Annotated in this window: 12 protein-coding genes; 2 read left to right on the forward strand and 10 right to left on the reverse strand. The window is 39.1% G+C overall.

What is annotated here, in order from left to right:
- Positions 1-25: 25 nt before the first annotated feature.
- From ACE3K2_RS14510 to ACE3K2_RS14540, 7 genes are all read right to left on the reverse strand, one after another.
- Complete coding sequence (locus ACE3K2_RS14510) at positions 26-1,873, reverse strand: AIPR family protein (protein WP_421891436.1); 1,848 nt, start codon at positions 1,871-1,873, stop codon at positions 26-28.
- A 14-nt stretch (positions 1,874-1,887) separates the two neighbouring features.
- On the reverse strand, positions 1,888-2,901 hold the full coding sequence (locus ACE3K2_RS14515; protein WP_421891439.1) for a PD-(D/E)XK motif protein: 1,014 nt from the start codon (positions 2,899-2,901) through the stop codon (positions 1,888-1,890).
- Complete coding sequence (locus ACE3K2_RS14520) at positions 2,894-5,593, reverse strand: Z1 domain-containing protein (RefSeq protein ID WP_421891441.1); 2,700 nt, start codon at positions 5,591-5,593, stop codon at positions 2,894-2,896. Before ACE3K2_RS14520 ends, ACE3K2_RS14515 begins: the two co-directional genes overlap by 8 nt.
- Positions 5,577-7,058: an ATP-binding protein gene (locus ACE3K2_RS14525; protein ID WP_421891443.1), complete on the reverse strand. Its 1,482-nt coding sequence runs from the start codon at positions 7,056-7,058 to the stop codon at positions 5,577-5,579. Before ACE3K2_RS14525 ends, ACE3K2_RS14520 begins: the two co-directional genes overlap by 17 nt.
- 304 nt (positions 7,059-7,362) lie before the next feature.
- The gene (locus ACE3K2_RS14530; RefSeq protein WP_421891446.1) at positions 7,363-9,078 is read right to left on the reverse strand and encodes a DNA cytosine methyltransferase; all 1,716 of its coding nucleotides are present in this window, start codon (positions 9,076-9,078) and stop codon (positions 7,363-7,365) included.
- Between the two features lie 447 nt (positions 9,079-9,525).
- Positions 9,526-11,304: a 23S rRNA (uracil(1939)-C(5))-methyltransferase RlmD gene (rlmD, locus tag ACE3K2_RS14535; RefSeq protein WP_421891449.1), complete on the reverse strand. Its 1,779-nt coding sequence runs from the start codon at positions 11,302-11,304 to the stop codon at positions 9,526-9,528.
- Between the two features lie 28 nt (positions 11,305-11,332).
- The gene (locus tag ACE3K2_RS14540; RefSeq protein WP_047840512.1) at positions 11,333-12,214 is read right to left on the reverse strand and encodes a diacylglycerol kinase; all 882 of its coding nucleotides are present in this window, start codon (positions 12,212-12,214) and stop codon (positions 11,333-11,335) included.
- Between the two features lie 525 nt (positions 12,215-12,739).
- Here ACE3K2_RS14540 and ACE3K2_RS14545 point away from each other — a divergent pair.
- Positions 12,740-13,456 (forward strand): NPP1 family protein, encoded by a 717-nt coding sequence (locus tag ACE3K2_RS14545; protein WP_421891452.1) that lies wholly within the window; start codon positions 12,740-12,742, stop codon positions 13,454-13,456.
- Between the two features lie 105 nt (positions 13,457-13,561).
- On the opposite strand, the gene ACE3K2_RS14550 is transcribed toward ACE3K2_RS14545, so the two are convergent.
- Together ACE3K2_RS14550 and ACE3K2_RS14555 are read right to left on the reverse strand one after the other, a co-directional pair.
- Entirely contained in the window at positions 13,562-13,984 is a 423-nt protein-coding gene (locus ACE3K2_RS14550) for a DUF4395 domain-containing protein (protein WP_421891456.1), read from the reverse strand.
- A 73-nt stretch (positions 13,985-14,057) separates the two neighbouring features.
- On the reverse strand, positions 14,058-14,981 hold the full coding sequence (locus ACE3K2_RS14555) for a ketopantoate reductase family protein (protein WP_421891459.1): 924 nt from the start codon (positions 14,979-14,981) through the stop codon (positions 14,058-14,060).
- Between the two features lie 168 nt (positions 14,982-15,149).
- Between ACE3K2_RS14555 and ACE3K2_RS14560 the strand changes: the two genes are divergently transcribed.
- A complete protein-coding gene (locus ACE3K2_RS14560) occupies positions 15,150-15,719 on the forward strand; it encodes a TetR/AcrR family transcriptional regulator (protein WP_421891462.1) in 570 nt (189 codons plus the stop codon).
- A 67-nt stretch (positions 15,720-15,786) separates the two neighbouring features.
- Here ACE3K2_RS14560 and ACE3K2_RS14565 read toward each other — a convergent pair whose 3' ends face one another.
- The gene (locus ACE3K2_RS14565) at positions 15,787-16,572 is read right to left on the reverse strand and encodes a sirohydrochlorin chelatase (protein ID WP_421891465.1); all 786 of its coding nucleotides are present in this window, start codon (positions 16,570-16,572) and stop codon (positions 15,787-15,789) included.
- Position 16,573: the final 1 nt, after the last annotated feature.

The raw sequence follows: 16,573 nt of genomic DNA on the forward strand, positions 1-16,573 counted from the left end.
TTAAGTTATGTCTACGGCTCCTTCACTAAACTATCCCACTTAGCACAACTGCTGATTCTTTAATAAATCCTCTCCAACAATCTTCTTTTTTCGCCCACTGTGTAACATTTTGATCACCAGCAGATTCTTTTAGATAATTTAAAGCATTATTAGCAATCGTCCGTACAATATCCTCCCACTTATTAGAAAGATCTTGTTGCCTCCATATTTCCATTAAATTTATTTCTTTTCCGTACAAATGACTTAGCATTGCTACTGTATAGTAAATCACGTTTGCTCTATAACCTTTTAAATTCATACTTTCAACAATTCTAGTTACGAATATATTTATAATTCTCCTAGAAATAAGTTGCTTATAGTAGTCGCTATCAACATTTAAAATACTTTTTGTTACTTCACCTTCGTCATTTGTAACAGCACTTTGTTTCCAATATTGGCTATTCATATCCATAAAACGTTTAAAGGCTTCTTCCCCACCTTTACTAGATACATGCGGATATCCTTCCCAAGACATAAAGTATTTTGCCATCTCCACTTTTGTTATTACTTTATCTGATGGGTACATTTTTTTAAAAGCAGTTTGTTCCTTTCCCTTCGAACGCCTACTAATATCAACCATATACTGGCCACGTGCTCGTTCAAAATACCATTTAGACTCTTCTTTACGATTATCTTGTGTAGGAATCCAAACGTTACGAGAATGTTTTTCAACATCTGACATAAAACGAGTATTTGCAAGTAAGTCTGATTTATTGATTTTATTTTGCGTATTAGCGTATTCTGAAATTTTAGCTATCATCTCATCCTCAAGCGCGAGATTATCCAATTGAAGCTCATTATTCTCTCTTATTTCTGGAACATTTATAATAGTGAGTTTTGCTTGTATATAAACTCCTTCTAAATCAACATCATTTTTATAAGCTTGATGAATAGAGGCTGTAGTTTGACCACCATTGACAATTTGCCAACTTGTTAGCTTCTTAACTTCATAGAGATTAGACTCGCCAATTTGTTCAATATCCCCTGCTTTTGCAACACTTGAAATACCATTATTATATGCAATAAATAATTCGCGTTGTTGCGTATCTTTTAATGTATCTCGTATCCCTTTATTTGTGCCTCCGCGTGCTTGTAAAAAGGAACGTACATTTCGTTCTACTAATTTAGGTCCCCAGTCATCATATAGTTTGGCTAAGAGTTTTGCAGGAACAACCCCCACATAACACTCTATTAATCCTTTTTTTGTGTTATTTGGCACATGCATCATTTGTAAGGCTTCACCATATTCCGATTCAAAATGAATATCAAATTCTTGTATACCTTGTTCAGCTTCTGACAATTTGAAAATGCGATCCATATCCCAAATATGTACATTAACTGTTTCTACACCAGGTATAGTTAAATCTATAGGCTTATTCGAAAGATAAAATTTACTTGTAATCACATAAATATTGACTTCTTCAATTTCATCCTTTTTATCTAAAATCATTTTCGTAACATCATAATATTCCATCGAACGATCGGATAAATACAGAATTCCTTCTGCATTTGTATAGAAGCGCTTCGCTTTATTCGCATATTCTTTCAATAACGTCATGTTAGCCACTGGGAGCTCACCTTCTTCGAAAAACGGCTCATATTCCACTACGTACAAATTTAAAGTATTAATATCCTCAAGAAATAAATAACCATTGAGTTGAATCTTCGACTCTTTTTTACCAAAATAAATAATCGCCGGTTCATCCTCAGAATTTATAAATGGTAATACTTCTTGCAAAAAAGGCGTTTGCCGGCTTCCTATCACACGCCCCTTTTGTTCAACCGTGTTAATAAATTCATTAAAGAAGTCTCGTTTTCTTTTATTCTCATTCATTATTATTCTCATCCTTATTTATTCAAATTGAACATATCTTCTATCGAGACCATAAACGTTTTGCAATGTGATAAATCAATTGAATATGACACATTAGTAACACCTATTGGTAAGTTTTTTGAAGTTAATTTAGGAAATTCTTCGGTTGCAATGTATGCTAATTCCTCATGTACAAAAAAGTTGTTTTTATCATAATCTTCGCTTATTACACCACTCTCTACGAGCAAATCATTGAATTTCACTGCTAAAGATGGTGCTCGATCAATTAGCTGTTCATTTATAGTTTCAATAATCCATTGAAGCGATTTACCTACCGAATCATTTACTTCAATCTTTAATACGTATAGAAACAATGTTTCTATAACTGGATTAAGTTCTAATTGTTTTTCATTCGAAATTTTAATTTCATCTCTAATTTTAGGTGCAACTGTTTTAATCTCAATTCCGATATTCTTACTTACAAAATCTATTCGATTTTTTAACGGACCTTTCCAATTTTCAATAATTAAAGGTGGCTCTTGAGAAAAAAATTCAAGCCATCTATTAATGTAATAAAGCTCACCAAATAGTCCCATTTCCTCTTCAAGTGTCAATTGGGCATCCCATTTTTTCTTAAAGAAATTATGCCAACGATCTAAAACTTCATATACTATTGTATATAACGGTAGCTCTTCCTCATTTAAAATATGATCCACTAAATTTTGTAGCACTCGTTCAAAAATCTCTTCACTGTCCTCTACATTCTGAGAAACCACTAAAAAATTTTTATCTTTTAGTGGTCCAATTCGTGAAAAGTATTCTTGCCCTATGTTAACACCTCTCCATTTCGGGAAAGACTTCAATTGATCTTCATCCCAATCTTCATCTGTAATATCTATATAAATACGTCGTTGAAAATTTAGTAAGTCAATCCCAATTAATACAAATGGTTTTTGAAAGTATACTGGATCTAAGCGGTAAATATCACTTGACTCCTCATTTTTTGACTGCTCGATCAGCAACTTAAATCTTTCTGAGATATTAATCAACAGAACCATCCTTTCCAACTGTATTATTGTAAATATAAACCCCTTCTTTCTTAATTCGTTCTATTGGATCGAGGTCTTCACCTGGAACTTTTATTATATCTGGAAATGAGAATGCCAGCCCTATAGGCACTAGATTTTCATTGAAATCGATATTCAATTTCTTAAATGGTTTTACTTGTGGATGTAAGGGATAAATCAAAAGAAGCGGATTTTCGTTCATCCTTAACTTTATATTTTCTCTTTTATCTTTAGTTCGATTTTCAAAATCAATAAACTCTTGGTTAGCTGCAACAATAGCACCCAGGTCTACAATACCTATCCCTTTGCTTTTATCCTGATCAATACTACGAACAACAGCACTTTCAATCGATAATTTCCCTAAACTAACTTTCCAAGGAGTAATTCCATTATCAATAGCCTTCTGTTTGTTCAATGTATCCTGTGTTATATCTACTACAGCGATATTAAATTTTTCTAACAGGTTTTCTTTATTCATTTTACTAATATAATCTGCGATTTTTTTGCTATTAACTATTCTTGCTGAAGAAATAGTTATATATTTTTTCAAAAAATCGATAACAACTTCACTAGGAACATCTTTAGCAATATGGTACTTGGTCATTTTATTAATCGTTTTAAAATCTTGTTCAACATTATTGATGAGCTTAACCGTAGCCTCCATATTCTTTTTATAAAATTCCTTGTTTTTTTCAAAGCTACGTGTTTGTTGCATGGTTCCGGTGTATGTTATAGGAGACTCAGCCGTACCCATTTTTGCTGGACTCGTAACTGTCATTGTTTTATGTGATAACATTTTTATTGCATATCCTTCTGGTGTCACATCATACTCAACCATTTTTTCAAATTCTTCTCTTAACTCACTCATGACAACAGCAAGATATTCAAAATTCTCTGCAATTTCTTCACTAGTGTAAATACGGCATAAGTCCATATAGCCGGTACGAAAGCCAAACCAACGTCCCATCTGCATTAATGTGTCATACATAGAACTACTACGATAATAGTAGGAAATTGTCAAACCTTCCAATGTTAAACCACGTGATAATTTATTCCCTCCAATTGCAATTACGTACAATCCATTTTCTTTGTATTTATCATACTCAAGAGCATCTTCACTCTCCCCGTTAATTTCCATCACTTCAACCTTGCCTGCTACAACCTTGATTTGTTTATAGATTTCTTCCCAAGCAATGCTGCTGAATTGTTGTGACGAATTGAAATTATTTTGTACTTCTAAAAAATCATCCTCATACAATTTTTGAAGTTTACTTATATATTCACTTTTCGAGTTATAAATTAAGTCATTGGATAATTTTTTATAGAACTGATTAATAACACTGCACATAGAGTTTTGAACATCAGTAAGTCTTGATGTATGGATTAGCATTGATTTATGGTCGCTAGTTTGACCTCTTATATTTCTAATAGCATTTGAAAGTAAAAAGGCTAATATAGCTTCCTGCATAGATTTGGGAACTTCCATAAATAACCCCGCATCATCTTTTGTTCTCATACTATCTAAAATAGCTATATCTTCTGAGCTTAAGTGCCTTATAAACATCGGTTTATTATCTTCTTTATAACCGGTTGTATTGAAATATTCATCTGGTCCACAGTAACCCTCAGGTTTAGGTAATGCGCTAACAAAATCTTTTGGATAGAGGTCTTTCCCTACATCGATATGGTTTGCATCTGCTTTGATTAGTAGATTAGCGAATGGCGTAGCTGTATATCCGACATAGGATTTTTGATTAAACAAACTTAGAAGTTCTCTGATTAGCTGATTAATTTTGCTAGGATCATCAGTATGTTTTCCAGACGAATCAACACTAGCTTGATCTGCCTCATCATCTATGATTAATACTGGTGGACTCATTTGTGAAAGGTTAATACTTTTGCTTAACAATTCTATTAATTTAGGTAGCACATCTTTTTGTTTTTTTACTACAAGTAGAATTGGCTTATCTAAATTTTTAATACCGATTGCATTATTAGTAGATATGTCATCTTGCACGGTAGTCCAGGTCTCTATTTGTGTCCCCCCCGTTTTAACTAATGCCACCCCTTTTTTTTCACCAGTGATTATATCGACATTACCGACAACTTCTCTTTCTAAACGCAACTGCGTTTGAGCACGTAAATCATTGTGCATACCTGCTAACACAATTACTAATTTGTACCCTATATCAAATGCTTTATTAATTAGGCCTGTAAAGTTAGCTGTCTTCCCTGATTGTACATATCCTAATACTAGCCCACGCTTATCGAAGTTTTTATTACTTTTGGGATCTCCGATGCTCTTCAAGATTTCATTTGTCGTCAAATCTATACTGTCAATCGTCGGTTTAGACCAGTACTTAAACTCTTTCAAGTATTTTTCATAACGCGGCCAAAAATATGAATAGCTAGGATGTGTATTCTCAAACCATGGTTCATTTTCATTACTTCTCATAGTGTAAGCTTTACGCACATTTATATTGTCATACTTTAAATACGTTTCTAAGGCTAAACTTTCTAGCTCACTTTTGTCCATTTTGCCGTAAATCTTTATAATTTGCCCCTCTGCAGCATCAATTGCTTTTTGAATCGGATTATCAAAACCTGAGTTCTTAAAGGCGGTGTATAAGTTATCAACAACACCAAAATATTCACGTCTAATATCTTGAATCATTCTTTATCACTTCTTTCTCAATTATAGTTTTAATTATATGAATCTCTATACCTTCAAAACCAGCCATCATAGAAATTGTTTCTGCCACTTTTTCAATATCTAATTCTATGCCCGTGCTAAATAAAATTTCCGCATAATCAATTACTAATTTCTTTGATTTGTCATCAATTTGTTGTCCTTCTTTTTTCACCATATTCCAAGTCTTTAAGAGGTTATTAGGTGAGCCTAATTCGACTAGTTTAAGATATACATTAATCTTTCTTCTTAAATCATGATCAACAGCCTTAAGAATTTGGGTTAGTATAGGGTGTGTCTTATTTAAAATATATGTACTATTAATATCATCAGTTGCAAATTCCCAAGTATTTAAAGTCCCTTTGATTTTTTCTCCTGACCGATTAGCTTTTGTGCGATACAACATTATTTCCTGTGAAATCTGTCTATAATATTTTGCTATCGCTTGTAAATCTTCTTTGGCATCATCAGGAACAGAAACTGTGGATTTTTTAACATCAATTTTCCAGTCGTCATCAGCCTCATTTGAAAATTCAATTTTAATTCTGACTAATTCTGAGGAAACATCCTTTGGAAACATACCGAACCAATCACCAAAACTAACCATTCTGTTTTCCCTATAAATATAAAAGCCTTGTTGATCGCGCCATCCTTTTACGCCACCTGCATATTTATAATCAGTTTGATTAAAAGTAGTCGGATGAGGTAATACATAGGGAGTAACTCTAACTAACTTTTTATTCACTCTTATACTTTGCTCCTCCCCTTCAATACGTCTTGGGTTCCCTTCTAGAAATGGACTCCAAGATTGTAAATTATTGTCATTAATTGTAATTGATAATCCTTTTTCTAACATAACATGAAAAACCATTTCTAAATATATCTGTATGCGCTTGACTTTGGAATAATAGCTTTCTTGTCTCAAAACTTTATGAGTACCGGAGCCAGAAAATCGGTCTAGTTTATCTATAAAAACAATAGTTCCGCTATTCCCTAGTACTTGTCCTATTTTTTTTCTAATGTCACTTGGAATTGACTTATACAGTAGCCATTCATTCTTATCACTGACATAATCTAAATCCCAACAACGCTCAGAAATTATTTCATCTTTTTTTGAAATGACACACAATCGTTTCCCCATTGAAAACGAGGCAGTTTTCAATCCCATTCCAAAACGCCCAAGCTCTTCTTTAGCCCTTTTGTCTCTAGGATCCTTTGAGCCAATCGTCATTGCTTGTTGCAATTCTGCATCTGTCATACCTATTCCATTATCCTCTATTTTTATAAAACCATTCCCTAAATCATATTCAAATTCAATGTGAATACTGTCGGCTTTTGCATCAATAGTATTATCCACAATATCAGCAATTGCAGTTTGTGCATTATAACCAATATTTCTAAGAGCTTGAATTACAGGTGCTGCAGACGGTTGTGTATTAATTGTAGACATTATTTCCACCTAGCTTTTTTACTCTTATATTACTCTAATAAAATTATAAAGTAAAAACAGTTAACTTCTACATCGAAAGAATGATGTAGTCTTACGACAGAAACCCAAATCATACCCATAAATATCATCATTTTGTTCCAAGATTCCACAACGAGTAGCTGATGTCATCTCATCAGGTGAAGCAAGAACTACCACATCCCTGTTAGTGAGTATAACTGATATAAAGAAACCCAATAGAGGATACTTTTTTTCAAAGTACTCTCTATTGGGCCTCAGTTTATGAAGGCTATGCAGTTTACATATTTTATGGAGTTGAAATTGTCTCCCTCGGTTTTATAATATCAGCTAATAGCTCTATCTCAGATATCCCTATATATTTTAGCACTTGTTCCGCAACTGCTCTCCCCAAAAGAGGGGGAACAGCATTTCCAATCTGCTGATACTGTGAATCTTTAGTTCCCTCAAATATAAAATAATCAGGAAAAGACTGAATTCTCGCAGCTTCCCTAATACTGATAGCTCGTATTTTCCGTGGATGTATCCACATTGATTTTCTTACGTTCAATACAGTTCCAGAAGGCTTGTCATAATGAAGACGTTGGTAAACTGTATTCTGTGTTCTCCCTGGATTAGAATATGTTTGCTTATATGATTCATCTAGATCATGAAAGTTTTGTCCTGGTTCTAACATTTTAAATCTATCAAGTGCTGTCTGTCTTGTTTCAGTCATGATATGGTTTCTTACTGTATCTACACTGCCGCTCAAGTATTGTATCAAAGGATTAGTTTTTTTAGATAACGACTTCTCAAGCGGACTGTCTGCATCCATAATTGTATACGGGGTCAATTCCTCAAGATCTTCAATAGCGTCTTTTACTGTGTAAAATTGATCCGGATTGTGTATGATTGGATTAGGTAATTCAACATTTTGCTCTAAGACAAACTTACTCTTAACACCAATTAAAAATAATCTTTCTCGAAGCTGTGGCACACCAAAATTCGCCGCGTTTAGAATGAGATGATTTTCATTTAGAACATACCCTAGCTCTCTAAATTTAGCAACTAAATAATCTAAAACTCCATATGTCTGCACTTGAATATATACAACTTTATTTATAGTTACTATATTTTTTATCTCAATATTATTTGATATGATTTCATTCGTTCTCATCAAAATTCTCTGAACTTCTATTATTTCTTTTAGATAACTGATGATTAAATCTGTATCTGATTGATCTAGACCTTTATTTTGTATTTGTTCCCGAAGTAATCTCCATTTTTCCATATATCTAGCGGACCATAATTCTTGATGTAGCTCTTCCCATCTAAAGAACATTTTCTCTAGTTCAATTTCCACTTTCACCAAATAGGTACTAAGGTCTTTCTCTTTTCTTCCAAGTTGTCTTAATCTTAAAAAAACATTTTTGTCCTTTAATATATAATTAGATAGATCAGCCTTTTCTAAAATTTTCTCCTTTAGAAACACTATCAATTCTTCTGTTAATTCTGTTTCTTTCCCTATAGCAATTTTTTCTTCAATAAGATTCAATCCTAGATTCTCTACCAAATTTTTATCTTCTAATGAATAAAAAAATTTATGCTTAGCAGATTTCATAGATTTTACGTTCTCCATTACAAAGGCATCAGGATTTAGCATTTCAATTGTTTTTACATATTCTTTGACTAACTGATTATTAGTTGAAATTAATTCTGTCTTTTGTCGGTTCGCATTTGAAAAACCTTGACATGGCGGTCCCCCAAAAACAATATCCACACGATCTCGTCCAAATTTATTACATTCACTCATTATTTGTTCTAACGAGTTGTTTTTATCGTCATTAAGACTTATAATATCATTGAAAATCTTCACACCTTTATGGTTTCTCTCATAAGTTTTCTGCGCATATTTATTATTTTCTACTGCGGCAACAATTTGTACTTGTCCTGTTTGTAAAAATCCCAAACTTAAGCCTCCAGCCCCGGAGAACAAATCAACTGCTAAAAGTTTATCATTCCTCATAATTTATCTCGCTCCTTGCCTACGAACATTCGTTCCTTATATAAGCAGCTTAACATCTCTCTAGAAAACTTTCAAGGATACGAGTCGTAAAATCATAAAAACTTATATATAAAAAGATAATTTTTAAGAAAGCATATTAACTATGGAATCTCACATATCCTTCTTCATTCTAAATTATAGAACCTGTACTTTTTCCCCAATTACTTTGAAAACATTTTTTCCACACAAAATATTCCAGATGAATTCATATATCAAGTTACAACTATTCCCTTGCTGCATAGTAAATTATCAAGCAGTATCAGAATATTGAAACCTTCTTTCTCTTCTCCCTATAGTTGGTAAAGTTCTCTCCTTCCTTAGGTGAAAAAAATCCCCCACTAGTCAACAGTATTCAATTCATTTCACTGTCTACCGTGAGGGCATAAACTCTTGGGGTTAGTTGCTTGTCTATAACACACCCTTATATACCAACATCGCAACCGACTCCACATGCACCGTATGCGGGAACATATCCACCGGCGTTACCTCAACCGTGCGATACCCGCCATCCTCCAGCACTCTTAAATCACGTGCCAACGTACTCGGATTACAACTCACGTACACAACCCGCTCTGGCTTCATCTCTAGGATCGTTTCCAGCAAACGTGGATCGCAGCCCTTCCGCGGTGGATCGACAACGATGACATCAGCTTCGATGCCTTGTTCTTTCCAGCGTGGAATAACGTCCTCGGATGCGCCAACTTCAAACTTCACGTTACGCATCTCGTTCAAGAGCGCATTGCTGCGAGCATCCTCAATCGCTTCAGGTACAATCTCTACCCCGTACACCTGATCTGCATGTTGCGCCAGGAAAAGAGAGATCGTTCCGATGCCGCAATAGGCATCAATTACGGTTTCTTTGCCGGTCAGTCCGGCGTACTCTACCGTTTTCCCGTACAGCACTTCCGTCTGCACCGGATTCACTTGGTAGAACGAACGCGGAGAGATCGCAAACTGCACATCGCCAATAAAGTCATAGATGACATCACGTCCCCAGAGAACGCGGGTCTCATCGCCAAAGATAACGTTGGTCTGTTTTTTGTTCACGTTCTGGCAGATGCTCGCCACATGCGGAATGGCTTCACGGATACTGCCAATCCATTCGTCTTTGTACGGAATATCTCGACCATTCGTAACCAGAACAAGCATCATCTCGCCTGTACGGAACGCCTTCTTCACAACCACATGGCGCAGCAGGCCGCGACCTGTCTCTTCGTTATAGGCGCTGATTCCAAAATGACTGCCGATCTCTTTCACCTTCGCAACCACTTCGTCGTTATGCTCATGCTGAATAAGACAGCTCTCCATATCGATGATCCGATGGCTTCCTTTAGCGTAAAATCCACCTACCAAGCCACCCTCGGCTGCACCGATAGGTACCTGTGCCTTATTCCGATAGCGCCATGGCTCGTCCATACCCATCGTAGGCAGTACGCGAATGCCCTGCTCCGTATCTTCTTCGTTCATGACACCTTCAAGGCGAAGACGAATACGATTGCTGCCGATCATTTGCACTTCAGATGTAGCCGGTCCAGTTGTCTGATTTGCATCACCAACTGTGGCGTCATCCTGCACACGCTGTTCGGCGCCCTCTTTATCATCCTGCTCGTTGGATGCCAACGTCTCTGCATCCTCCACCATCACGTTCAACTTGCCAATCCGCTGCAAATTATCGACCACCAACTGGCGTTTCCACGCAAGCTGTCCGGCATAGCTCATATGCTGGATTTGGCAGCCGCCACACTGATCATAGATCGGGCAAGGCGCGGACACACGATCCGGGCTTGGCTTCACGATCTCCAGCAGTTTGGCATAGCCATACTGCTTCTTGGTCTTCAATACGCGCACACGTACAGTTTCACCTGGAAGCGCACCCTGCACAAAGAGCGTGTATCCATTCGCACGACCTACACCCTCACCGTCATGGTTCATGCCAATGATGTCGATGACGGTCTCTTCATTTTTGCTAACGGGCAGACCTTCAATTGGTGCAGATTCACGCGCTCTCCCTTTTGGACGAACGGCAGAAAGAGATGCGCCTTGTGGCCGCACCTCTTTTCCCTGCTGACGTGGTGATGGACGAGATGATTGACTTGGCTGACGGGACGCTGAAGCGTTCCCTTGCCCCTGAGAGGCAGCCGAATTCCGGCGGTTTTTTCCACGACCGCTGCGGTTCGTATTAGACAACGTACATTCACTTCTTTCTTTTTAGTATTTAACGATACAACATCAGATGATGACGCAAATTCGTAAATGTAGCTGGCAATGTTCCACCCAACTCTCCATCAAGGTTCAGTTGGACATATCCCGGTGACGTAACTTCCATATGACTCGTCTGGAAATGAACCACTTTCTTGTCGTTCAGATGTTCCCCACGCAGCGCAAGCGTTACGAGGCGGATCATATCAGCCAAATTACATTTCCTCACGCAAATGACATCGAACAGACCATCATCAATGGTTGCACCTGGAGCCAACTTCTCAAATCCCCCGACCGAATTGGTATTGGCGATGAGGAATAACATGAATTCATCATGAATCTCTTCCTGACCGTCGGCGCGAATAATCAGCTCCTGAGGAGACAGACTCGCCATTTTCTCAATACCCTTCATATAATAGGCCAGTTGCCCAATCATCGTTTTCAGACGACTCGGTACTTCATAGGTCAGTTCAGTCAATGAGCCGCCACCCGCGATGTTGATAAAATATTTATCATTCGCTTTGCCCAGATCGAGCGGGCGAAGCTGCTGGTTAATGACTAGATCCACGTAATCTTCCCACTGTCTCGGAATGCCGAGTGCACGTGCAAAATCATTCGTCGTTCCCAAAGGAAACACACCCAGCGGAGGACGGTTCTCCCGCTCGGCCATGCCGTTGATAACTTCGTACAATGTACCATCGCCACCAGCAGCAATAATCATGTCATATCCGCGTTCAATCGCAAGTTCAGCTTCGCGGGTTGCGTCACCTTCACCCGTTGTTGCGTGACATGAAGCTTCGATTCCACCTTGATCCAAACGCTGCAAAATATCAGCCAGACGTTTCTTCATTTCTTCCCGGCCTGAGGTCGGATTATATATTAAGCGAGCTTTTTTCATCTCATACGCCACCTATTCCACATTATCCATGAGTCTATACGGCCTCATAATTTTACATTGCATCAGTCCACAAAAAGGAAAATCTTTAAAACAACAATGAACTTCCGTTCATTCTGCTCTAATCTTTCGTCTTACCTATATCTATGCATCAGGAATTCCGTCTCATTCCAAAGCCTTTAACTCCTATCATATCATCAAATGTAAAGATGTCCTAGCCTGCAATCTATAAGTATATATTTTCATATATGTATCCACAGATTCTTCCACTACCCAATAAACCTCCTGCACCAATCCTGAATCTGTCCCACTACCTTTTATGTAAAATAGTCTCATTAATCAACCATTCTACCCGATTGGACAGGAATTAGTCTTCGATTTCGATGATCTTCATATGATTATGACATAGATATGCTACAAATTTACAAATCTTAAGATGAAAAGATAAATAACATAAACCTTTTTCCAATATAGTTTTAGTGCACCCTCAACTTAGCAACACATCATACCCGTGAAGGAGAATTGTGAATGAAAAAAATCGTGTTAATGCTCATGGTTTCGCTTATGGCATGTATTCCTTGGGTCACGGTAGTTGAAGCAGCAGCAATTAATCATGATCAGGTTGTCGGATTTCAGGAAGTCTCCCCAGTCACCGTGACACAACAAGCAGCCAAGCGTTTTCAGCCTTTTCTGAAAGTCTACCATGGTTGTGTGCCTTTCCCCGCAGTGGATCAACAGGGCAATACCAGTGCTGGCTTGAATACATCCGGGTCATCGAATGGAAACTGTAGCTCAAATACAGGGCAGATCTACTCCCGTTCCGCCTGGCACAATGGGGTGTGGGCCATCATGTATTCGTGGTACTTTCCCAAAGACTCCCCCTCCCCTGGACTCGGCCATCGTCATGATTGGGAAGGTATCGTCGTGTGGGTAGATAATCCGGCAGCGGCCAATCCCCAAATCCTCTCCATCGCGTATTCCGGTCACGGACAGTTCACCAACGTCACACCGAGCAATACCAATACACAAGGTAACCATCCGTTAATTTCCTATAATAGTACCTGGCCACTGAACCATGAGCTTGGCGTCACCAACGTTGTCGGGGGAACACAACCTTTAATCGGATGGGACGACCTGACTTCTGCGGCACGAAATGCGCTCAATACCACGGACTTTGGCAGTGCCAACGTGCCTTTCAACGATAACAATTTCACCAACAATTTAAATAAAGCCTGGTTCAGATAAGATAAAAAAAGAAAATCCCCTTCATGTGAAGAGCTCACTTGAGGGGGATTTCGTTATGAAGGTATCGTAGTATCCCGGATACCTGTATCACTTCTTCAGCCAACCTCAAAATCCGATTTTTCTGCCTGCACGCAGCTGTTTGTACCAGAAATACACCGTGCAGCCCACACAATACCCCAGTAAAGCCGCGCTTGCAGCCGCGAGAAGCATGACGGAGAAGGCATAACCTGCGATTACCCAGCCAACCGAGAACGAGATGAGTGACAGAGACAGGAAGAGCACAGCCAGAATATTGTTGAATCGCTGCAGTTCCACCGCCTGCGTCTCTGTCCCTTTACCAGTCAACACAACTTTCCCAATTAGCACAAACAGATTAAGCTTGCCACTGGAAGCCAGACCAACCACCTGAATGATCCAGAGTGCGCCCAGAACTACAAGTGGATTGAACACAAACGAGAGTAACACAGCCAATACAATGCCGACTTGGTTCGCTTTCACATAACGCATGGGCACTTCCCTCATTCTCATATCACCTTATCCCCATTTTATTAGTTGGTTTTATTGTAGTCGTTATGGGGTCAATGAGCAAGAGTTCACTTCATTATAGGATAGTAAAATCTCTTTTCAGCACGTCCCAATGGGGAGTCGGGATGCCTGTTGTCTTTTTCCAATCGGTAAATGCATGATTTAACGCCTCAATCTCTCCAAAAGAACCCGCGACCAGCTTATGAACCGGAAGCACACTATAGATCTTCAACAGAAGGTACAACATCCGTTGATGCTTGCGAATCATTTTAGCCTGAATCTCCGGTATTATCGTTATGCCCATAGCCTCAAGAACGCTGAAACCCTCATCCATCGCCCCAATCATAAGTTGGATTTGTTTTCTGTTCCCGTCCAACTTGATCAACTCACGTTTCTCATTAAAGCTCACCGCATTAAGCATCAGAATCGGCACAATATGGCTTTTCAGCCAGGCATCAATATCACTCAGAACATTTAGCTTGTATTTCACATGTTGGAAAGCTTGATCCAGCAAAGGTTTAAAGTTTATATCACCGTCCAGACTGCCAATCACCATTTGTCCGCTGCCTCCACCGATCGATAACATGCGGTCCTTGTCCCGCCTTCCTCCACTCACCTGGAATCCAAACGCGACCTGTTTTGCCACCTTACTGTTTTCCTCCAAAAAGTTTTGCATGCTTCGTGCATCTGCATTGTTTCCCACAATCACAATATTGCTACTCTGATTCTCTGCCAGAATAGGTAACACAGAAGGAAAATCGTTATATTTCATGACAACAAAAATCAGATCATATTGGTCATTCATCTCCAACGTTCTGGCTACCCGAATCGGATCAACTGTCGTTTTGAATTGAAAAACATGCCGGATAACGATCCCATCCTTCTCCAGCTCCTCTGCCCGCTTCCCTCTAGCCAGAATAGTGACATCATTGCCGCCGCGCACGAGAATATGCGCCAGTTGACTGCCCAAAACACCTGCCCCATACACTAATATCTTCATTGGTTATCCCTCTATTTCATATTTTAGCAATATTCGTTGCTTTATGAACATTTGTTGATAAAATAAGAGTATCAAAGCATCTGCCGTGCTTCAATCGCTAAAATATCCGTTTTTGTTGAATAATCAACGAATGATTCCTTATTGTTGAACACCATCATAGGAGGGGCCATGGACAGACGAGTACTCAAGACACGAAAGGCGATAATCGAAGCTTTTGTGGGGTTACTGGAGGAACAGGATTTCGAGCAAATTACGATAAACGACATTGCTGATCGAGCTAATGTAAACCGAGGAACCATCTATTTGCATTACGCTGACAAGTTCGATCTGTTGGATCAATGCATTGAGACCTATTTGCAGCAGTTGTTGGATGCCTGTATGATCGAAAACTCTACTACAACACCCGTTACCGCCAAGGATGCACTGCTCCGGACCTTCCGTTATCTGGAACAGCATGCCACGACCTATACCACACTTCTAACTAAAAAAGGTATTCCCGCGTTCCGCAGTAAGTTGATGACATTGTTGGTTCAGGGAGTGGAGGAACAAATGGATGCCTGTGGCATCCAGGAAGGTATGAAAAGAGAGATTACCATACAGTTTCTTGCTTCCGCTGCAGTCGGTCTCTTGGAGTGGTGGATTATGAATTCCATGCCTTATCCGGCCGAGGAGATCGTTGACCAATTAATAAATTTACTGGAACTACATCTGCAACTGCACGCACCCATTAATGGATAACCTAATTCTCGTTCGAGTGATCTATAACAAACAAAAACCACGTCCTTCGACGTGGTTTTGATATACTTCAAGAAGAAGCTTCAACCTCATTACATCTCTCCAGCAAAATCTGGATCTGACGCTCCAGCCACTGCCCAAGCAATGGATGTGGCAACAACGTCTCACCACTATATTCATAATCCAGTTCCTTCAGCCGGTCCGGGATTACGTTCCTTGTGAAGTAACCGGCACTCAAAAACAGCGGCGCCACAATAACTCGGTTCCCCCGCTCTTCACTCCAGTACTTCACTTTATCGTACACACTCTCCGGATTCAGCAACGCATAATCCGTATGGGCTACACCACTAACTTCCTGCACAAGCTCTGCAAGGGAAGAAATTCCGGCTTCCCAACGTTGACGAAAACCATCATGAATACTCCCGTGTCCGACAAGTAGAATCGTTTCCTCCTCCGGTTGCTGCGACAGCAATCGAACTTTGTCCCACACCATCACGGCAATATCCGGATCATTATCCACTGGATAACCGAAGTGAACCCTAGCCTTCACATCGAACGGTTCCAGATCCGTTTCGCGATCAGGTGTTTCCTTTGCACCCATGGCATATTCAATCTCATCCACATGTGTACTCCCGGACGAAACAAATAGAGGTACGACCAAAATATCGGTTACACCTTGTCCTTCCAGTCGGTCGATACCGTCCTGGATCAGGCGTCCTTCCACAAGTTCAAGAAAACCGGCTTCTACTGGTAATGGAATAGGCAGATTCAACCGGGAGATCGCGTCATCGACGGATTCCACCCAGGTCTGCTCCTGTGAACCGTGACTGATGATGAGTACACCCGGCTTCTTCATG

The sequence above is a fragment of the Paenibacillus sp. genome (assembly GCF_048976745.1).
GTDB lineage: Bacteria > Bacillota > Bacilli > Paenibacillales > Paenibacillaceae > Paenibacillus.